Genomic DNA, 19887 nt, shown 5'->3' with positions numbered 1-19887 from the left:
GTGTCCCGAAGGGCCGGTTCATCCGCGGGCCGATTCCAGGCATCGTCGCAACACGGGTCGATTTGATCAGGCCGCGAGCAGTTTATGCAGGCGCTCGGCTGGGGTTTCCCAGCCGAGCGTTTTGCGTGGGCGGCCGTTGAGTTCGGCGGCCCAGAATGGAGAGAGCCACATTGTTCTGCAATGGGGAGAGAATCGACTCCTGCGGAGCCCTGCGGAGTCCTGCGGAATCCCGGTGTCGGTATTCATCAGCGTGCCGTCCTCAGTGAGGGTGCCCGCCTTCAGAAACGCTTTCACCAGGGCAAGAACGCCTGGGCCACCCGGTCATGAACGGTTGCGATCCCCGGATAGCGGACCTTGCCGCCAGCTCCGGGAATCGCGCGCCGTCGCGCCGGGAGGGGATGGAAAGTGCGGGCCTTGAGACCCGCCCGCAGTTCCGCCAGAAACCCCTCCAGGCCCTGCTCGGACTCGATGCAGCGCGACTTGGTAGGTGGTTTTCCCGTCCACTCCAGCCGTGCGTGCGCCCTTGTTGTTCCGCACAGCGTTTTTTGGATGGGGCTGCGCTCCGCCCCTACCCGGCTGCTGCGACAGCCCGGTGAGAAGGTCTTGCACCTCCTTCGGTTTTCAGCGCCTCACGGCGTACTGCGGCTTTGTGTCGCACGATCCCCTTCCCCGGGTCCGGGGACCGCGCGATCGGCGGCCTCGGCCGGGCGTTCTTGCCGACGGCACGGCACGGCTCGTCCGGTGGAGGAGCCGGCTAGTCGTCGGTGCGTGGGGCGCGGGGGCCGCCCAGTTCCACCGCCGTGCAGCGCCAGCGCAGGTCCGGGCCCTGCTCCAGACGGAACGCCATGGCACGCAGCTGGTCACCGGCACCGATGCGCGCGAACGCCTCGATGGCGCCCCGGCGGGGGACGTAGTAGCCGATGTCCCGGACGACCGGGCGGGCGCCGCGAGTGCGCAGAGGGCCGTGCTCCGCGAGCCGGGCCAGTTCGTCGTAGGCGCGGCCGACGGTGTGCCGGAGCATCCAGTGGACGGGGCGTTGACCACTCAGGACCGCGAGGAGCCGGTCGGCGAAGAGATCCGTGGGACGTGGGGGCAGGGCCGCGCCGGGTGCCGTACCTCCCGTGGGGACATCGGGGACCGCGTCGGCCGGGACCGGGACCGCGGCGGGTGTCGCCGTGCGGTTCGCCGTATGGGGTGCAGGGGTACGGGGTGTGGGGGTGCGGGGCGGGGTGGCGCCGGGGCGGCGGGGGTCGCGACGGCCCGGCGGGCGGGTGCCCGGGCGACGCTGGGCGGTCCTGGTCATGACCTTGTTCATGGGGGTCCCCGTTCTGCAGGCCCGGCGGATACCGAGCAGTAACTTGCTGGTGGGGATCTTGTACGGGGCCGTGGGCGGTCCGGGCAAGGAAGCGCGAGTCCGCGTCGCGGGTGCGCGGAGTTCACCTGTCCGAGTGAACGAAGGGGCGAAAATCCCGCGATGACGGGGCGGTGCCGGGTGACCTGGAGGGCGCCGGGTGGACGCGTCAGAGGGTCCGGGCGGGGACCCGAAAGAGGACACCCTCCACGTATCCTGAAGGCCGTCCGGGAGTGCGGGACCGCCTTCCCCGGGTCCCAGCGGAGTCTTTGACCAGAAAAGAGCGGCCGACCATGCGCGTCTACGTCCCCCTGACCCTCCCCGGTCTCGCCGAGGCGCACAGGACGGGCGAGTTGGGGGCCGGACCGCTCGTCGCGTACGCCGTCACGCCCGCGCTGCGCGAGTGGTACCTCTCCGACGACATCGAGGAGCTGGAGTACGCGGCGCTGAACCGGGCCGCGCTGGCCTCGCTGCGGCGGCTGGCGGCGGATCCGGGCGCGCCGCGGCGCCGGGTCGTGGTCGCCGTCGACGTGCCCGACGGAGCGGCGATGCCCGACCCGGACCGCGGCCTCGATCCGGCCGCGCTGGGCGAGGTGCGGGTCACCGGGCCGGTGCCGCTGGCCAAGGCGGCGGCGGTGCACGCGGACGCGGACGACGCGGAGCAGGACGTCGCCGCGGCGGTCACGGCGCTCCCGGCGGCGGACGACGGCGACGACGACGCGCAGTTCGTCGTGGACGGGGCCGAGGACCACGAGCTGCTCTGGTACGCGACGCAGGAGATCCCCGCTCTCGTGGGGCTCGCATAGCGGCCGTATCCGGCTGTGACCTCGCCGTTCTCCCGATTGTCAGTGGCGGCGGGTACGTTCTTCGGCATGGGGATGCACGTAAGCGCGCACATCGTCTGGGACTGGAACGGCACGCTGTTCCACGACAACGAGGCGATCATCGGGGCCACGAACGCCGCCTCCGCCGAGCTGGGGCTGGAGCCGATCACGCTGGAGCAGTACCGGGCGATGTACTGCGTGCCGGTGCCGAGGTTCTACGAGCGGCTGATGGGACGGCTGCCGACCGAGGCGGAGTGGGAGGCCATGGACGTGGTCTTCCACCAGTACTACAGCGAGCACCGGGCCCGGTGCTCGCTCACCGAAGGGGCGGCGGACCTGCTGGCGGGCTGGCGGTCGGCGGGCGGCAGTCAGTCGCTGCTGAGCATGTACGGACACGACGAACTGGTGCCGCTGGTGCGCGGGTTCGGGATCGACACGCACTTCATACGCGTCGAGGGGCGGACCGGCCCCTCCGGAGGCAGCAAGGCCGAGCACATGGTCCGGCACCTGGAGGCGCTGACCGGTGTGGACCCGGAGCGCACGGTGGTGATCGGGGACGCCGCCGACGACGCGGTGGCGGCGCGGCACGTGGGGGCGCGGGCAGTGCTGTACACCGGGGGTTCGCACAGCCGCGCCAGCCTGGAGGCCGCGGGCGCGCCCGTGGTGGACACACTGGCCCAGGCTGTGGCGGAGGCGGAGCGGCTGGCGGCCTGACCCGTGCCAAGCGCGTCCGCGACGAAGGTGAGCGTGGGCGTGAACTTCACGGCGGCGGCGCGGCCGACCTCGGAGCGCAGGATGCCCTTGGCGCTCTCCAGTCCGGCCGCTGCGGCCTGCCGCTACACCGTGTAGGAGACGGTCGCCTCCCGCAGGTTCCCGGTCACCCGGGGGTCCGTGATGGTGACGTGCGAGCCGAGCCGCTGGTCCTTGATCCCGCGCTGCAGCTTCTGGGCCACACCTCGCGGATGAGGTCCGCCGGCCTTTGCCCGCGCGTTGTCGCCCGCGGCCCGGGCCCCGCCTTCCGTACTGAATCGACCGAAGGAATGCGGGCTCAGCTCACCGGGGCCTTGGCGCGCGGCACGGTCAGGAACTCGCGCATCCAGCGGGAGCGGTCCGGCCAGGCGTGGGCGGAGACCAGCCGCCCCGGCGAGTCCCGGCGCGGCGCGGGGACGTCCGGGCCGCCGCCAGGACGGTTGCACCGGGTCCGGGTTGCGCCGTCCCGGTCGGCGAGCTCGGCCGCCCGGCCGGGCGGGAACACCGCCGCCGAGTCGGAGTCGAGTCCGATGGGCCTTCGCCGGGTTCTGCCCGGACCGTGGCGGATGCCCCCTCGCTGGGTCAGAGCCGGTGCGGCCGGACCGCCTTCGCGACTGGGCGCCGGGCCCCCTCCGTGACCAGGCGCCGGGCGCCGCCTTCGCGACCGGGCGTTGGGCCGCCTTCGCGACCAAGGGCCGGACCGCAGGCGCCGGACAGCCTCCGGTACCGGGCGTCGGGCGCCCCCTCCGGTACCGGGCGTCGGGCGCCCTCCGCGGGCGTGTGTGTCGTGTGTCGTGCGGGTGGTGGGGAACCTGCGGATATGCGGCCGCCTGCCGGATCGATGCTGTGCAGAACGTCAAACTTTGACCCTCGGTTTTGTACACATACGGCTCATGACGAGCCCGGGGTGAGGAGCGATAGCCTTGTGGCGTGATCAGCGCGATAGCTCGCGGGGGCACAGTTGTCGCCCCTGCCCTGCGCCCGAGGAACACGGACGACATCCGTGACCGGGTGGCGGTCGCTGGTCCTCGCGGGCGGGAGCGGGGCACAAGGACCCCCGAGGCCCCACACACACCCCGGGTCACGGCGCGACGGAGAGCAGCGTCACACCCGTCGGGCGTGTGGATACTGGCCGAATACCCCCCCTTCATCTCACCTTGCGGCATAGCGTCGGAGAGAACCGGACACCCCGGGCCGTGGCGTTACGCCGGAGGGGAAGAAACCGTACTTCCTTCTACGTCACGCAACGGCGCGCGACAGGAGCCAGAGGACAATGCAGACCAAGCTGGACGAAGCCAAGGCCGAGCTGCTCGAACGGGCCGCCCGGGTAGCTGAGAACAGCCCGGTCGGGGGGCACCTACCGACTGGGACGACGGACGAGGGCACGTTGGACCACGAGTCCGTGCTCACATTCCTCCAGCGCTACTACCTGCACACCGCCCCGGAGGACCTCGGCGACCGCGACCCGGTCGATGTGTTCGGAGCCGCGGTCTCCCACCACCGACTCGCCGAAACCCGCCCCCAGGGCACGGCCAACGTCCGGGTCCACACCCCGACCGTCGAGGAGAACGGGTGGACCTGCAGCCACACCGTCGTGGAAGTCGTCACCGACGACATGCCCTTCCTCGTCGACTCCGTCACCAATGAGCTGACCCGCCAGGGGCGCGGCATCCACGTCGTCATCCACCCGCAGTTCGTCGTCCGGCGGGACCTCACCGGCAAGCTCATCGAGCTGCTGGCCACCCCGCTCACCGGCGACCTCCCGCACGACGCGCACATCGAGTCCTGGATCCACGTCGAGATCGACCGGGAGACCGACCGCGCCGACCTGAAGCAGATCACCGCCGATCTGCTGCGCGTCCTGTCCGACGCCCGTGAGGCCGTCGAGGACTGGGAGAAGATGCGGGACGCGGCGCTGCGCATCGCCGAGGGTCTGACCGAGGAGCCGGTCCCCGCCGATCTGCCCGGGCCCGAGGTGCAGGAGGCCCGCGAGCTGCTGCGCTGGCTGGCCGCCGATCACTTCACCTTCCTCGGCTACCGCGAGTATCAGCTGCACGGGGACGACTCCCTGGCCGCCGTGCCCGGCACCGGCCTCGGCATCCTGCGCTCCGACCCGCACCACTCCGACGCGGAGACCCACCCGGTCAGCCCGTCCTTCGAGCGGCTACCGGCCGACGCCCGGGCCAAGGCCCGCGAGCACAAGCTGCTGGTGCTGACCAAGGCCAACAGCCGGGCCACCGTGCACCGGCCGTCGTATCTCGACTATGTCGGCGTCAAGAAGTTCGACAAGGACGGCAATGTCGTCGGGGAGCGCCGCTTCCTGGGCCTGTTCTCCTCGGCCGCCTACACCGAGTCCGTGCGCCGCGTGCCCGTCATCCGGCGCAAGGTGGACGAGGTGCTCCGCGGCGCCGGGTTCTCGCCCAACAGCCACGACGGCCGTGACCTGCTGCAGATCCTGGAGACCTACCCGCGGGACGAGCTGTTCCAGACGCCCGTCGACGAGCTGCGCTCCATCGCCACCTCCGTGCTGTATCTGCAGGAACGCCGACGGCTGCGCCTCTATCTCCGCCAGGACGAGTACGGGCGTTACTACTCCGCCCTCGTCTACCTCCCCCGCGACCGCTACACCACCGGCGTCCGGCTGCGGATCATCGACATCCTCAAGGAGGAGCTGGGCGGCACCAGCGTCGACTTCACCGCCTGGAACACCGAATCGATTCTCTCCAGGCTGCACTTCGTCGTCCGGGTCCCGCCGGGCACCGAGCTGCCCGAGCTGTCGGACACGGACCGGGACCGGATCGAGGCCCGGCTCGTCGAGGCCGCACGCTCCTGGGCCGACGGGTTCGCCGAGGCGCTGAACGCCGAATGCGGCGAGGAACGCGCCGCCGAGCTGCTGCGCCGCTACAACAACGCCTTCCCCGAGGGCTACAAGGCCGACCACACCCCGCGCGCGGCGGTCGCCGACCTGGTCCACCTGGAGCGGCTCAGCGACGAGGCGGGCAACGACTTCTCGCTCAGCCTCTACGAGCCGGTCGGGGCCGCCCCCGACGAGCGCCGGTTCAAGATCTACCGCAAGGGCGCCGCGATCTCGCTGTCCGCGGTGCTGCCGGTGCTCAACCGGCTCGGCGTCGAGGTCATCGACGAGCGGCCGTACGAGCTGCGCTGCTCGGACCGGAGCACCTCCTGGATCTACGACTTCGGCCTGCGCATCCCCAAGTCGCTGGGCGGCGTCAACGGCGACTACCTGGGCGAAGACGGCCGCGAGCGCTTCCAGGACGCGTTCGCCGCGACCTGGACCGGCAAGGCGGAGAACGACGGCTTCAACGCCCTGGTCCTGGGCGCCGGGCTGACCTGGCGGCAGGCGACGGTGCTGCGCGCGTACGCCAAGTACCTGCGGCAGGCCGGCTCCACCTTCAGCCAGGACTACATGGAGGGCACCCTCCGAACGAACGTCCACACCACCCGGCTGCTCGTCTCGCTCTTCGAGGCCCGGATGGCGCCGGAGCGGCAGCGCGCCGGACGTGAACTCGTCGACGCCCTGCTCGAAGAGGTCGAGGCCGCCCTCGACCAGGTGGCGAGCCTCGACGAGGACCGCATCCTGCGCTCGTTCCTCACCGTCATCAAGGCGACGCTGCGCACGAACTTCTTCCAGGACGCGGACCGGGGCCGACCGCACGACTACGTGTCCATGAAGTTCGACCCGCAGGCCATCCCGGACCTGCCGGCGCCGCGCCCGGCGTACGAGATCTGGGTGTACTCGCCGCGGGTCGAGGGCGTGCACCTGCGTTTCGGCAAGGTCGCGCGCGGCGGTCTGCGCTGGTCCGACCGGCGTGAGGACTTCCGCACCGAGATCCTCGGTCTGGTCAAGGCGCAGATGGTGAAGAACACCGTCATCGTGCCGGTGGGCGCCAAGGGCGGCTTCGTCGCCAAGCAGCTGCCCGACCCGAGCGTGGACCGGGACGCGTGGCTGGCCGAGGGCATCGCCAGCTACAAGACGTTCATCTCGGCGCTGCTCGACATCACCGACAACATGGTCGCGGGCGAGGTCGTGCCCCCGGCGGACGTCGTGCGGCACGACGGGGACGACACCTATCTGGTGGTCGCGGCCGACAAGGGCACGGCGACGTTCTCCGACATCGCCAACGAGGTCGCCCAGTCGTACGACTTCTGGCTCGGTGACGCCTTCGCCTCCGGCGGCAGCGCGGGCTACGACCACAAGGGCATGGGCATCACCGCCCGCGGCGCCTGGGAGTCGGTGAAGCGGCACTTCCGCGAGCTGGGCGTGAACACGCAGGCGGAGGACTTCACGGTCGTCGGCATCGGCGACATGTCCGGTGACGTGTTCGGCAACGGCATGCTGCTGAGCGAGCACATCCGGCTGGTCGCCGCCTTCGACCACCGGCACATCTTCATCGACCCGGAGCCGGACGCGGCCGTCTCCTACGCCGAGCGGAGCCGACTGTTCGAGCTGCCCCGCTCCAGCTGGGCCGACTACAACACCGAACTGCTGTCGGCGGGCGGCGGGATCTTCCCCCGAACCGCCAAGGCGATCCCCGTCAACGCGCGCATCCGCGAGGTCCTGGGCATCGAGCCCGGTGTCAGCAAGCTGACCCCGGCCGACCTGATGAAGGCGGTCCTGAAGGCACCGGTCGACCTGCTGTGGAACGGCGGCATCGGCACGTACGTCAAGTCGAGCGGCGAGTCCAACGGCGATGTCGGCGACAAGGCCAACGACGCCATCCGGGTGGACGGCCAGGACCTGCGGGTCAAGGTCGTCGGCGAGGGCGGCAATCTGGGCCTGACCCAGCTGGGCCGGATCGAGTTCGCCACGCACGGCGGCAAGATCAACACCGACGCGATCGACAACAGCGCCGGCGTGGACACCTCGGACCACGAGGTGAACATCAAGATCCTGCTCAACGGCCTGGTCACGGACGGCGACATGACGGTCAAGCAGCGCAACAGGCTGCTCGCCGAGATGACCGACGAGGTCGGCGCCCTGGTGCTGCGCAACAACTACGCGCAGAACACGGCGATCGCCAACGCGCTGGCCCAGTCCAAGGACATGCTCCATGCCCAGCAGCGGTTCATCCGCCATCTGGTGCGCGCGGGCCACCTCGACCGGGCGCTGGAGTTCCTGCCGGCCGACCGGCAGATCCGTGAGCGGCTGACCCAGGGACAGGGCCTGACCGGCCCGGAGACGGCCGTCCTGCTGGCGTACACGAAGATCACGGTCGCCGAGGAACTGCTGCACACCTCGCTGCCGGACGACCCGTATCTGCGCAGCCTGCTGGACGCCTACTTCCCGAAGGCGCTGCGCGAGCAGTTCCCGGAGCGGATCGGCCGCCACCCGCTGCGCCGTGAGATCACCACGACCGTCCTGGTCAACGACACGGTCAACACGGGCGGTACGACCTATCTGCACCGGCTGCGGGAGGAGACCGGGGCCTCGCTGGAGGAGATCGTCCGGGCGCAGACCGCGGCCCGTGCGATCTTCCGGTCGGCGCCCGTGTGGGACGCGGTGGAGGACCTGGACAACAAGGTCGAGGCCGCCGTGCAGACCCGGATCCGGCTGCACTCGCGCCGTCTCGTCGAGCGCGGCACGCGCTGGCTGCTGAACAACCGGCCGCAGCCGCTCCAGCTCGCCGAGACCGTCGCCTTCTTCGCCGAGCGGGTCGAGCAGGTCTGGCAGCAGCTGCCGAAGCTGCTGCGCGGCGCGGACCTGGAGTGGTACCAGCACATCTACGACGAGCTGACCGGCGCGGGCGTCCCGGACGAGCTGGCGACCCGGGTGGCCGGATTCTCCTCCGCGTTCCCGACGCTCGACATCGTGTCCGTGGCCGACCGCATGAGCCGGGAGCCGCTGGATGTCGCCGAGGTGTACTACGACCTCGCCGACCGCCTCGCCATCACCCAGCTGATGGACCGGATCATCGAGCTGCCGCGCGCGGACCGCTGGCAGTCCATGGCCCGCGCCTCCATCCGTGAGGACCTGTACGCGGCGCACGCGGCGCTCACCGCGGACGTCCTGGCCGTCGGCAACGGCACCTCGACGCCCGAGCAGCGGTTCTCGGCCTGGGATCAGAAGAACGCGGCGATCCTGAGCCGGGCCCGCACCACCCTGGAGGAGATCCGCGGTTCGGACTCCTTCGACCTCGCCAACCTGTCGGTGGCGATGCGGACGATGCGGACGCTGCTGCGCACGCACTCGTAGCAGGCGTCGCCCGCACCGTCGTACGGCGCACAGGGCGCCCCGGGCCTCGGCCGGTCCGGGGCGCCCTGTTTTCTTGCCGACACCTCGTCCTTTCTTGCCGACACCTGGTCAAAACCGCGCGGTGAATTTACCGTTTCCTGCTAATCGGGATGTGTCGGATATGGTCTGCGGTGTGACAGCGAATCTCACCGAAGCCCGTCCGGCAACGGCCGTCGCCGCCGTTCCTGCCCCCGCCTCCGCCCCCGCTCGGCCGGTCGCGCGCGTCGTGCTCGAAGTCGTGAAATTCGGGATCGTCGGCGGCAGCGGTGTCCTGGTCAATTTCCTGGTCTTCAATCTGCTGCTGCACGGCCTGGGCCGACCTGCGATGACCGCGACGGTGCTGGCCAGCTGTATCGCCATGGCCACGAATTACATCGGATTCCGCTATTTCACCTATCGGGACCGGGCGCGGCGCACCCGTCGGCAATTCGCACTGTTCTTCGTTTTCAGCGGGCTCGGTGTGGTCATGGAAAGCGGCCTGTTCTGGATCGGATATCACGGCCTCGGGCTGCACGGTCCGCTCGCATCGAATGCCGTCAAGGCGCTGTCGATCGTCCTCGCCTCCGCCTTCCGCTTCCTCGTCTACCGCACCTGGGTGTTCCAGCAGGATGCGCGCCGCGCGTCCTAGCGCCGGCACGGTGACGGCTGGCCGGGTCCTGCCGGGGGCCGCCGCCGCGCTCGTCGCGCTCGTCCTCGTGCTCCTGCTCCTCGTGATCGTCCGCCTGCCCTGGGCGGGCGATCTCGGCATGCACGCGGCGACCGTGGAACGGCTCCGGCACAGTCTGCTGCACCCGGGCAATCCGCTGGTCGACGCGGACACACCGAGCCCCTACTACTCGCCGTGGACGCTGGTGCTGGGCGTCGTCGCCAAGGCCACCGGCCTGTCGGTGTTCGTCGTGCTGCGCATCGGCGCGCTCGCCGGACTGGCCCTGCTGGTCACGGGCGTATGGCGGTATGTACGCACGCTGAGCGGCCATCCGGCGGCGCCCGCCCTCGCCGTGCTGTGCCTGCTGTTCCTGTGGGGGCCGCTGCCGCTCAACTGGAGCGGCTTCCTCGGGCTGAACTCCCTCGCGCTGACGGTGTCGTATCCGAGCGTGTGCGCGCTCGGGCTGTCCTTCCACTTCTGGGCGTGGCTGACGCGGGCGCTCCGCGCGGACGCCGGGTGGGGGGCGTGGCTCGGGCTCGGGGCGCTGTGGGCGCTGATCCTGCTGGTCCACCAGTTCTCCGGGGTGGTGGCCTCGCTCGGGGCGCTCGCCGTCGTCGTCGCCGCGCGGCCGGGGCGGGAGCTGCTGGCCCGGCTGGGCGCGGCGGTGCTGCTGGGGCCGGCGGTGCTGTGGGTATGGCCGTACTACGACTTCTTCGCGCTGTTCTCGGCCGGTGCCGATCTGGAGGCCATCCACCGGCCGCTCTACCAGCATCTGCCGGGCCGGTTGGCACTGGTGCTGCTCGGGGTGGCGGCGCTGGTGCCGCGCTGGCGGCGGGACCGGCGGGACCCCTTGGCGATCTTCTTCGTGCTGGGGACGGTGGTGTTCGCGGCGGGCGGGGTGAGCGGGCACTACGCGTGGGGCCGGGCGCTGCCGGCCGCGTTGATCCCGGCGCAGCTCGCGGCGGCCCTCGAAGCGGTCTCGGCCGGGCGGCGGGCCGTGCGGACGGCATGGGCGTGCCTGCTCGGCGCCGCGCTGCTGGTGGGGGCCTGGGCCCAGGTGGGGACCGTGGGGTACGTGACGGGGCGGGCGGCGCTGCCCGGGGTGGTCGCGGCGAAGTACCGGGCGCCCTGGACGGGCTATCAGTGGATCACCCCGTGGGTGAAGTACGGGGACGTCGTCATGGCGCGTACCGTCCCGGCGCGGCAGATCCCGGCGTACGGGGCGTACACGGTCGCGCCCGGGTACCCCGATGTGTTCCTGCCCGACGCCGGGCGGCGGGAGGAGGCCGTGCGCCGCTACTTCGCCGCCGGGACCTCGGATGGTGTTCGGAGGGGGATCGTGCGGGAGTACGGGGTGCGGTGGGTGGTGGATCGGGTGGCCGGCGTGCGGGGCCCGGGGCTGCGGAAGGTGGCCGAGGGGCCGGGCGGTCAGGTGCTGTACGCGGTGCGTTGAGCGGCCGATGTGGATCGCCGTGTGCCCGGGGAAAGGGCGCGCCGGGCGGCGGGTGCGTACGTCGTGTGCCCAGGGAAGGGGGCGCGTCAGGTGCGCATGCTCGCCAGCAGCCGGACCGCCCGGCGCAGTCCAGGTCGGTCCAACCGTCGTACCAGCGGCCGGGTCAGACGGTCCGTCAGGCCCGCCGGGCGCCAACGGATCTGTAGCCGCCCGGGGTTGCGGCCCTCCGGTTCGACGGTGAGGTCGTGCGGGGCGGCGCCGCGATGGTAGCCGACGCGGGTGGTCAGGGCGGGGAAGGACAGCGGGGCCAGCAGCAGGGACGTATGGGTCAGTCCTTGGTGCTCGATGCGCAGCACCGGGTGGCGGACGCCGGCGAATCCGTGCAGCGGGACGGGCGCCGTCGCCAGGTCCAGCCGGACCCGGCCCTCGAAGACGCCCGGGCGGACCGGGGTGAGCCGGAACGGGGCCGCAAGACGGCGTCGGCCGGGGGCCAGCAGCAGGGCCGCCCGCTGCGGGCCGACCGGAAGCCGCAGCCCGGGGTCGTAGGTGCGGATCCGCAGGTTCAGACCGGCACCCGGTGCGGGCGTCACCTCCGTTATCTCGTGCCGGAACTGGGCACTCGGGATCGGGCGGGTGTCCAACTCCAGGTCGGTGACGTCCAGTTCGCGCCGGGACCAGCCGGCGGTCGGGATTCGCTCGCCCCAGTAGGTGCCGCCGCCCGCCGGGTCCGCCGTCACCTGTCGCGGGGCAACCGAGTGCCCCAGACCGCGCGCCGCGAGCCGCGCCTCGGACAGCCGGCCCTCGCGGACCAGTTGGAGGACCACCCGTTCCGGGCGGGGCAGCCGGGCGAAGGCGCCGGGGGCGAGCGTCGAGACATACGGGACGGTGATCTCCGCGAAGTCCCGCAGCCACTCCTCGTCCCGGTAGGGCAGATCACCGGCGTACATCCGGAAGTCGTGCTTGAGGAACTTGTAGTCCTTGTCCTCGCGCAGCGCCGCATGGCCGCTGTCCGTCAGGAAGGCGTCGATCAGGCGTTGCACATGGATGCGGTCGCGGACGTTGTCCAGCCGGTGCCGCTGGTTGGAGATGGACGCCGAGTCGGCCGCCGCGTACGGCGCTGTGTACCAGAGGTACACCGGCTCCGGAATGATCGTGAACGCCTTCGCCAGGCAGTACGCCTGCGCCGAGAACAGCTGGTCCTCGTAGTGGATGCCCTCCGGGAAGCGCAGGTCGTGCCGGTCCAGGAAGGTCCGGGCGTACATCTTGCTCGTCGACAGATGCTCGAAGAACAGGCGCGGGTCGTCCTCGATGCCTGTGAGCGTGCGGCGTTCGGCCACCAGATGCGGCATCCATATCGAGCGGCGGCCGCCGTCCACCCGTATCCGGCGCACCGCGCCCATCGCGAAGTCGATCTCGCGTTCGCGGTGCGCGGCCAGCAGCAACTCGACCGCGTTCGCCGGGAGTTCGTCGTCGCTGTCCAGGAACATCAGATACGGCGCCCGGGCGGCATCGAGGGCCCGGTTGCGCGGGGCGCTGCATCCGCCGCTGTTGCGGTCCAGCCGCAGGTAGCGGATGCGGTCGTCCCGCGCGGCGAGCGCGCGTGCCACGAACGGGGTTTCGTCGGTGGAGTGGTCGTCGCTGATGATGATCTCGATATCGGCGTGGGTCTGCTGGCGCAGCGAGGCCACCGCTCTCGGAAGCCGTGCCGCGTCGTTGTAGACGATCACCGTGACCGTGACGTCGGGGGTCATGCCGTTGCCTCCTCGGGGCTCGGAGCCGGGGTGCGGCCCGCCACCGGGACCACCGGGGGCAGCGCCTGCTCGCTCTCGCCCAGGAACACCCGGCGGACGACGCGTTCGGCGGCGTGCCCGTCGTCGTACTCGCAGAAGCGGCGCCGGAAGACGGCCCGTGCCTTCGCCGCGGCCTCGTCCCGCCATGCGCCCGAGGCGAACACCTCCGCCAGGTCCTCCTGGGTGCGGGCCACCGGGCCCGGTGCCTCGGCCATCAGATCGAAGTAGACGCCGCGGGTGGTGGCGTAGGTCTCCCAGTCGTCGGCGTAGATCACGATCGGGCGGTCGAGGTTGGCGTAGTCGAACATGATCGACGAGTAGTCCGTGACGAGCGCGTCGGCGGCGAGGCACAGCTCCTCGACGGGGTCGTAGGAGGAGACGTCGATGATCCGGCCGGTGCGGCGCAGACCGGTCAGGGCGGCGGCCGTGTCGTAGAAGTAGTGGGCGCGCACCAGCAGCACCGTGTCGTCGCCGAGCCGGTCGGCGAGGGCGGCGAGGTCGAGCCGGGGGGTCCAGCCGGCCTCGTAGTCGCGGTGGGTGGGGGCGTAGAGGACGGCGGTCCGGCCGGGGGCGATGCCCAGGCGGTCGCGGACCGCGCGGACGTCGGCGGCGCGGGCGCGGTAGTAGACGTCGTTGCGCGGATAGCCGTAGTCCAGGGAGGTGTAGCGGGACGGGTAGGCGCGCTCCCACATGCGGGTGGAGTGGCCGTTGGCCGAGACGCTGTAGTCCCACTTGTCGACGCGGGCCAGCAGGGCGGCGAAGTCCATGCCCTGGGCGGCGGTCGGGTGCCGCAGCTGGTCCAGGCCCATCCGCTTGAGCGGGGTGCCGTGGTGGGTCTGGAGGTGGATCGCGTCCGGGCGTTTGACCACCGCGTCGGGGAAATTGACGTTGCTGGTCAGGTACTTGGCCGTGGCCAGCACCTCCCAGTAACGGCGGGTGCCGGGGAGTACGTGGTCGGTGCCGGGCGGCAGCAGCGGGGCGTTGCCCTTCGTCACCACCCACACCGGATGGATCCATGGGGCGCGTCGGGCCAGTTCGGCGGCGATGGCGGCCGGGTTGCAGGCGACCGAGCGGCCCCAGTAGGCGGAGAAGACCGCGAGGTCGGGGTCCACCCGACGGCCGAGGGCCCGGCGGTACTGCTGGTCACGGAGCTTCGCGCCCAGCCGGCGCTTACGGGCCCGCACCGCCGAACGGGCCGCCCGGCGGCTGCGGTTGGCGGCCTGGAAGGCGCGGTACCTGGTGTACGCGCCCTCTTCGAGGAGGCCGCGGCGTACGCCTTCGAGGCCGCCCGGGCGGCGGTGGCCCGGCGGGCGGCGGCGGACGGCCGCGAGGGAGGCCCGGCGGAAGAACTCCCGGGCCACCGGCTCCGGCATGTCCTCCCGGGCGAAGGTGCGCAGCAGGTCGCGGACCATGACGTCGTAGAGGACCGCGCGGGCGGCGGGGCGGTCCTGGGCGAGCGTGAGGAGCGCCTCGTAGCGGTCGACGAGGGCGTAGCGCTGCTCGGCGGTGACGGGCGGCAGGCTCTCGGGGCGCGGCACGCGGTGCTCGTACCCGACCTGGTTCAGGCAGGCGACGCGGCGCGCCGCCAGCAGCGCGGCGTACGCGGTGTACGCCGCGTCGTCCGCGGTGAGCCGCTCCTCGTGGGCCCGCCGGAAGCCGGTCCGCCAGAAGTCGGCGCGCAGGACGCGGGTGCCGAGCAGCGGGGTGAGCCGCAGCAGGTCCGCGGCATCGTCGAGGGCCGGTTCGGCGCGGCCGACCCGGGCCAGCAGCCGGCCGCCCACCGGGCGGGTGCCGGCGGTCCGCCAGGTGCTGCGGACATGGTCGAGGAGCAGCACGTCCACGGTGTCCGGGAGTTCCGCGACGCGCTTGGCGACCGTGCGTACGGCCCCCGCGGGCAGGCCGTCCGCGGCGGGCACGAAGTGCAGCCAGCGGCCGGTCGCCCGCGCGGCCCCCGCCGCCCGGGCCGCCGCGTCGCCCGTGCCGTCCGGCAGGGGCACCACCACCGTCTCGGCGGCGTGCCCCTCGGCCGTCTCCCGGGCCCAGTCGCCGACCGCGGCCACGATCACCTCGGCGTCCGGCAGGGGGTGTGCGGCCAGGGAGTCGAGCAGTTCGGCCAAGTGACCCCGGGCGTCGGGGCCGTGGACGATGACGCTCAGCTCGGGCATCGGGTGGACTCCTTCGCCTCGTCGTCTCCAGGCCGCACCTTTCAGGTCATAGTGACACCGATCGGAAGAAGGGGGCGGCCCGGGTTGCGCCGGCCGTGGTCAGGAAGGCAGGGCGATCTTCTTGTCCTGCGCCGGTACCGCCGCCTTCTGCTGCGGCTTCGGAGCGGCCGGTTTCTTGGGGGCCCGGTCGCCGGTGAACGCCTCGTACTCCTTCATGACCTCCTCCGTCGGCCCGTCCATCCGCAGCTCGCCGCGCTCCAGCCACAGGACCCGCTCGCAGGTGTCGCGGATCGACTTGTTGTTGTGGCTGACCAGGAACACCGTGCCCGCGTGCTCGCGCAGCTCGCGGATGCGCGCCTCGGAGCGCTTCTGGAAGGACCGGTCGCCGGTCGCCAGCGCCTCGTCGATCAGCAGGACGTCGTGGTCCTTGGCCGCGGCGATGGAGAAGCGCAGCCGGGCCGCCATACCGGAGGAGTAGGTGCGCATCGGGAGGGTGATGAAGTCGCCCTTCTCGTTGATGCCGGAGAAGTCGACGATCTGCTGGTAGCGCTCCTTGATCTGCTCGCGCGACATGCCCATGGCGAGGCCGCCGAGGAAGATGTTGCGCTCGCCCGTCAGATCGTTCATCAGGGCCGCGTTGACGCCGAGCAGGGAGGGCTGGCCGTCGGTGTAGATATGGCCGTTCTCCACCGGGAGCAGGCCGGCGACGGCCTTCAGCAGCGTCGACTTGCCGGAGCCGTTGGTGCCGATCAGCCCGATGGCCTCGCCCTTGTACGCGACGAACGAGACGTTTCTGACCGCGTGCACCGTGCGCACGCCGGCCGCCTTCTCGGCCTTCTTGCGGCGCAGCATGCGGTTGAGGGCGGCGGTCGCGGTGCCGCGGCCGGCGCCGGTGCCGTTGACCCGGTAGACGATGTCGACGCGGTCGGCGACGACGGTGGGGATGCTGGAGTTCACGTTCTCAGCCACGGCCGTAGGTCTCCTCAGCCTTCCAGAAGTAGATGAAGCCGCCGACGCCGGCGAGCAGCGCCCAGCCGATCGCCAGCACCCAGACGTGCGGGGGCAGCTGGCTCGCGCTGAAGCTGTCGATCAGCGCGAACCGCATGAGGTCGATGTAGACGGCGGCCGGGTTGGCCTCCAGCAGGACGACCACCGCCCGCGGCAGGTCGCTCTTCGCGGCCAGCTGGTCGAGGCTCCACATGACGCCGGAGACATACATCCAGGTCCGCAGCACGAACGGCATCAGCTGGGCGATGTCCGGGGTCTTCGCGCCCATCCGGGCCATGATCATCGACACGCCGGCGTTGAAGGTGAACTGCAGAACGAGCGCGGGCACCGCCAGCAGCCAGGAGGCGGCGACCGGCACGCCGAAGCACAGCAGGATGACGACCAGCGCGGCCATCGAGAACAGCAACTGCTGGAGCTGCTGGAGACAGAAGGAGATCGGCAGCGCGGCCCGGGGGAAGTGCAGGGCGCGGACGAGGCCGAGGTTGCCGGAGATCGCCCGGGTGCCCGACATGATCGAACTCTGCGTGAAGGTCCAGATGAACACGCCCGTGACCAGGAACGGGATGTAGTCCGGCACGCCGTGCTTGGTGCCGAGCAGCACACCGAAGATGAAGTAGTAGACCGCCGCGTTGAGCAGCGGGTTCATGACCTGCCAGAGCTGGCCGAGCTTCGCCTGGCTGTACTGCGCGGTGAGTTTGGCGGTGGCGAAGGCGGCGATGAAGTGGCGCCGTGCCCACAGTCGGCGGACGTACTCGGGCAGGGTGGGGCGGGCGCCGCTGACCGAGAGCCCGTGCCGGGCGGCGAGCGCCGCTGGGTCGTCGTCGGCCGGGGCCGTCGTCGGGGGCGGTGTGTGGAGTACCTGGCTCACATCCGCTGCTTTCGCTCGGGGGAGGGGGGTGGTGCGTCCGGGCGGCGGTCCGGCCCTCCGCGTTTCCTTGCACTTCTCTTCACGTTCTCTTACGTCGGGACGGCACCGTATCGTCGCAACGCGAGCGTAGGACGTTTGGACGTCGGAACGCAACCGTTTCGTCGTAACGCCCTATGCTGGACGCCATGACGACGAATGCCGACGAGCCCGGCACGCGGCCCCGCCGACGGACGCCCGCCGGGGCCGCCGTGCTGAGGGAGGATGTGACCGAGGCCATCCGCGCCTCCGTCTTCGCGGAACTCGCGTCCGTCGGATACGCCCGGATGTCCATCGAGGGCATCGCGCGCCGCGCGGGCGTCGGCAAGACTGCCGTCTACCGCCGCTGGCGGTCCAAGCTGCACCTGGTCCTCGACGTGGTCTCCGCGGTCGCGGTGATGGGACTGCCGGCGCCGGACACCGGGAGTCTGGAGGGCGACCTCCGGCTGCTGTACGAGGTCACCTCCCGCGCCCTGCGCCACCCCGTGGCCTCGCAGATCATCCCGGACCTCCAGGCCGAGGCCGCGCGCAACCCGGAGATCGCCGAGGCCATGCAGAAGGCGCTGCGGGAGGGGCAGGAGGGTGTCGCCAGCACGATCCTCTCCGCGGCCGAACAGCGCGGCGAGATCCGGTCCGGGGTCGACCGCGAACTGGCCCTCGACCTGATCTCCGGCCCGCTGTACTGGCGTTCGGTGGTCATCCGCAGCCCGAAACTTTCCAAGGGCTATCTGCCGTCCCTGACCCGAGCCACCGCGGAGGCCCTCCGGGCGCTGTGAACGCGACCGCGCCGCCGGGCCGACCGTCGCGCTGGGCGTTCGGGCCGCGGTGCAGGCGGCATGCGTGGCGGGGGTGGCGTCCACGGTGGGGGTTGGTGTGCGCGGCGGGCCGGGCGGTGGTGGAGGCAGGCCGCGGTGGGGATGGCGGGCCGCGGCGGGGTGGTGTGCGCGGTGGGTCGGGCGGTGGTGCTGAGCAGGTGGAGGGCTTCAGGGGCGGTCGGGGTCGGGGCGATGGTGTCGTCGGCGCAGGCGGTGTGAACGCCGAGGCACATCCGCCGGAAACAGGCGAAGCGAGTGCAGCAGGGAAAGCAGGCGGCGCAGTCGGCCTCGGGCGACCGACAGCGCTCCGCGTGCGCCGGGCGCGACCCGCAGTGCGAGTGCGCCGGAGTGGGTGGCGTACGGGTGGACGAGCAGCACGCCGTGCCGGGCGCTCGGCAGGGCGCGGCGGCGCAGCAGCCCGGCGCCCGTGACCGCGTGCGCGGTCATGTCGCGGTGCGCCCCGTCGGCGAAGCGGACGCGCAGTCGCAGATCCCAGGTGCCCGCGCCCAGCCCGGCCGGGTCGACGGGCACGACGGCCGACCAACTGCCGTCGGGCGCGGGCGTGAGGGCGGCGGTGCGGCGCTGGGCCGGGCGCCCGTCCACCCGGGACCGCCACTCCACCGCCACCTCCGCGGGACCCGCCCGCACCACCCGCCCGTATAGCTCGTGCAGGCGCAGCCGCAGCAGCGTGGCACGCGCGCGTGGACGCAGTTCCGCGTTTACGGCGAGCGGGAGAAGGTGGGTGGGCCGGGTCAGGAGTGGGGTGAGGGTGATCCCGGGCAGGTCGTCGGACCAGACGGGGGTGCCGTCCGGGGTGCGGGCGTACGGCGGGCACAACCGGGCCGGACGGGCGGCGAGTTCCTTGAGGCGGCCCAGGTCACGCGGTTGCGGGGACTCCAGGACGACCCGTGCGAGCAGCCGGCCGGGCGAGGTCGGCTCGCGCTCCCGGCCGGCCAGGTCGCAGTGCTCCAGGTACGCCCGGGTGTGCGCCCACCACGCGCGCCGGTAGGACGGGTCGCGCAACTCCAGTTCGCGCGCGTACATGCGCAGTTCGTGGTCGAGGAACTTGGTCCGGGCCGCCCGTGCCAGCTCCTGCTGCCCGGCGCCCAGCAGGATGTCGTGGGCCAGCGTGCAGGCACGCGTGCGTGCCCGCCAGTTGCCGATGTCCGCCCGGTCGAGGGAGAGCGACAGCCGGTCGGCGGCGCGCCGCACCTGCCACACGTACACCGGGTCGGGCACCAGGGCGATGCGTGGCGCGGCGGCCAGCACGCGCGCGGTGAACACGAAGTCCTCGTAGAGGAAGCGGCCTTCGGGGAACCGGATGCCGTGCTCGCGCAGGAAACGGGTGCGGTAGAGCTTATTGACGCAGAGCGTGTCGTGGACGAGACGCGGGCGCCGGGCGGGGTGGGCGACGACGGCGTGCGCCGCGTACAGGGACGCCTGCCAGGGGTGTTCGCGTCCGGACGGGAGTTCGCGGCGCACGCACAGACCGCCCGCCACCTCGGCGTTCGCGTCCGTGGCCGCCGCGAGCAGCGCGGCCGCCGCGCCGGCGGGCAGCACGTCGTCGCTGTCCAGGAACATCACGTATGGGGATGTCACCGCGTCCAGGCCGTCGTTGCGGGGGCTGCCGCACCCCCCGCTGTTCACCTCCCGACGCACCACCGTCAGCCGGGGATCACCGGCGGCCAGCCGCGCCAGCACATCCGGACTGCCGTCCGTGGAGCAGTCGTCCACGGCCACGACCTGCCGGACGGCGGACCCTTGTGCGAGTGCCGACCGGACCGCGTCCGGCACATGGGCGGCGTCGTTGTATCCGATGACGACGACGCTCGCCCCCGCGGGCTCCACCGTCGTGGGAATGTCCGTGATCTCTCCTTCAGGAGGTGCTCAGTGCCCGATGCGGAACACGGTCGCGGCCGGTCGGGGAG

Annotated in this window: 14 protein-coding genes and 1 pseudogene; 6 read left to right on the top strand and 9 right to left on the bottom strand. The window is 71.8% G+C overall.

Translation table 11 applies throughout. The features are described 5' to 3' along the window. Positions 1-66 precede the first annotated feature (66 nt). On the bottom strand, positions 67-294 hold the full coding sequence (locus ACWEKM_RS30990) for a hypothetical protein (RefSeq protein WP_451624594.1): 228 nt from the start codon (positions 292-294) through the stop codon (positions 67-69). Between the two features lie 460 nt (positions 295-754). Beyond that, positions 755-1315, bottom strand: coding sequence for an Rv3235 family protein (locus ACWEKM_RS30985; protein WP_451624578.1), 561 nt, complete (start codon positions 1313-1315; stop codon positions 755-757). A gap of 329 nt (positions 1316-1644) precedes the next feature. On the opposite strand from ACWEKM_RS30985, the gene ACWEKM_RS30980 reads away from it, so the two are divergent. Both ACWEKM_RS30980 and ACWEKM_RS30975 read left to right on the top strand, forming a co-directional pair. Beyond that, entirely contained in the window at positions 1645-2157 is a 513-nt protein-coding gene (locus tag ACWEKM_RS30980) for a DUF6912 family protein (RefSeq protein WP_451624577.1), read from the top strand. Positions 2158-2223: 66 nt separating this feature from the next. Further along, positions 2224-2889 carry an HAD family hydrolase gene (locus tag ACWEKM_RS30975; RefSeq protein WP_451624576.1) on the top strand — a complete coding sequence of 222 codons (666 nt, stop codon included), beginning with the start codon at positions 2224-2226 and terminating at the stop codon, positions 2887-2889. Positions 2890-2897: 8 nt separating this feature from the next. On the opposite strand, the pseudogene ACWEKM_RS30970 reads toward ACWEKM_RS30975, so the two are convergent. Then, positions 2898-3227 (bottom strand): annotated as a pseudogene (locus ACWEKM_RS30970) (ribosome-binding factor A); the annotation flags it as partial. Next, a complete protein-coding gene (locus tag ACWEKM_RS30965) occupies positions 3224-3430 on the bottom strand; it encodes a hypothetical protein (RefSeq protein ID WP_451624575.1) in 207 nt (68 codons plus the stop codon). The gene ACWEKM_RS30965 and the pseudogene ACWEKM_RS30970, both read right to left, overlap by 4 nt. A 768-nt stretch (positions 3431-4198) precedes the next feature. Between ACWEKM_RS30965 and ACWEKM_RS30960 the strand changes: the two genes are divergently transcribed. The 3 genes from ACWEKM_RS30960 to ACWEKM_RS30950 all read left to right on the top strand — a co-directional run bounded on the left by ACWEKM_RS30960 (position 4199) and on the right by ACWEKM_RS30950 (position 11277). After that, positions 4199-9139: an NAD-glutamate dehydrogenase gene (locus ACWEKM_RS30960; RefSeq protein WP_451624574.1), complete on the top strand. Its 4941-nt coding sequence runs from the start codon at positions 4199-4201 to the stop codon at positions 9137-9139. A gap of 172 nt (positions 9140-9311) precedes the next feature. Continuing rightward, complete coding sequence (locus ACWEKM_RS30955) at positions 9312-9806, top strand: GtrA family protein (RefSeq protein WP_451624573.1); 495 nt, start codon at positions 9312-9314, stop codon at positions 9804-9806. Continuing rightward, entirely contained in the window at positions 9787-11277 is a 1491-nt protein-coding gene (locus tag ACWEKM_RS30950; RefSeq protein WP_451624572.1) for a hypothetical protein, read from the top strand. The genes ACWEKM_RS30955 and ACWEKM_RS30950 overlap by 20 nt, the downstream gene beginning before the upstream one ends. Before the next feature lie 86 nt (positions 11278-11363). Here ACWEKM_RS30950 and ACWEKM_RS30945 read toward each other — a convergent pair whose 3' ends face one another. The 4 genes from ACWEKM_RS30945 to ACWEKM_RS30930 all read right to left on the bottom strand — a co-directional run bounded on the left by ACWEKM_RS30945 (position 11364) and on the right by ACWEKM_RS30930 (position 17108). Beyond that, on the bottom strand, positions 11364-13028 hold the full coding sequence (locus ACWEKM_RS30945; RefSeq protein ID WP_451624571.1) for a glycosyltransferase family 2 protein: 1665 nt from the start codon (positions 13026-13028) through the stop codon (positions 11364-11366). Further along, positions 13025-15232: a CDP-glycerol glycerophosphotransferase family protein gene (locus ACWEKM_RS30940; RefSeq protein WP_451624570.1), complete on the bottom strand. Its 2208-nt coding sequence runs from the start codon at positions 15230-15232 to the stop codon at positions 13025-13027. The genes ACWEKM_RS30945 and ACWEKM_RS30940 overlap by 4 nt, the downstream gene beginning before the upstream one ends. A gap of 99 nt (positions 15233-15331) precedes the next feature. Next, positions 15332-16201, bottom strand: a complete 870-nt coding sequence (locus ACWEKM_RS30935; RefSeq protein WP_451624569.1) for an ABC transporter ATP-binding protein — start codon at positions 16199-16201, stop codon at positions 15332-15334. Then, the gene (locus tag ACWEKM_RS30930; RefSeq protein WP_451624568.1) at positions 16194-17108 is read right to left on the bottom strand and encodes an ABC transporter permease; all 915 of its coding nucleotides are present in this window, start codon (positions 17106-17108) and stop codon (positions 16194-16196) included. The genes ACWEKM_RS30935 and ACWEKM_RS30930 overlap by 8 nt, the downstream gene beginning before the upstream one ends. Positions 17109-17293: 185 nt before the next feature. On the opposite strand from ACWEKM_RS30930, the gene ACWEKM_RS30925 reads away from it, so the two are divergent. Then, positions 17294-17920 (top strand): TetR/AcrR family transcriptional regulator, encoded by a 627-nt coding sequence (locus tag ACWEKM_RS30925; RefSeq protein ID WP_451624567.1) that lies wholly within the window; start codon positions 17294-17296, stop codon positions 17918-17920. A gap of 207 nt (positions 17921-18127) precedes the next feature. Here ACWEKM_RS30925 and ACWEKM_RS30920 read toward each other — a convergent pair whose 3' ends face one another. Next, positions 18128-19807 carry a glycosyltransferase gene (locus tag ACWEKM_RS30920; RefSeq protein WP_451624566.1) on the bottom strand — a complete coding sequence of 560 codons (1680 nt, stop codon included), beginning with the start codon at positions 19805-19807 and terminating at the stop codon, positions 18128-18130. Positions 19808-19887 lie beyond the last annotated feature (80 nt).

This window comes from Streptomyces sp. NPDC004752, assembly GCF_053601275.1.
Note: the sequence above shows the minus strand (reverse complement) of the source record. Positions and strands in the feature narration are given on the sequence as shown.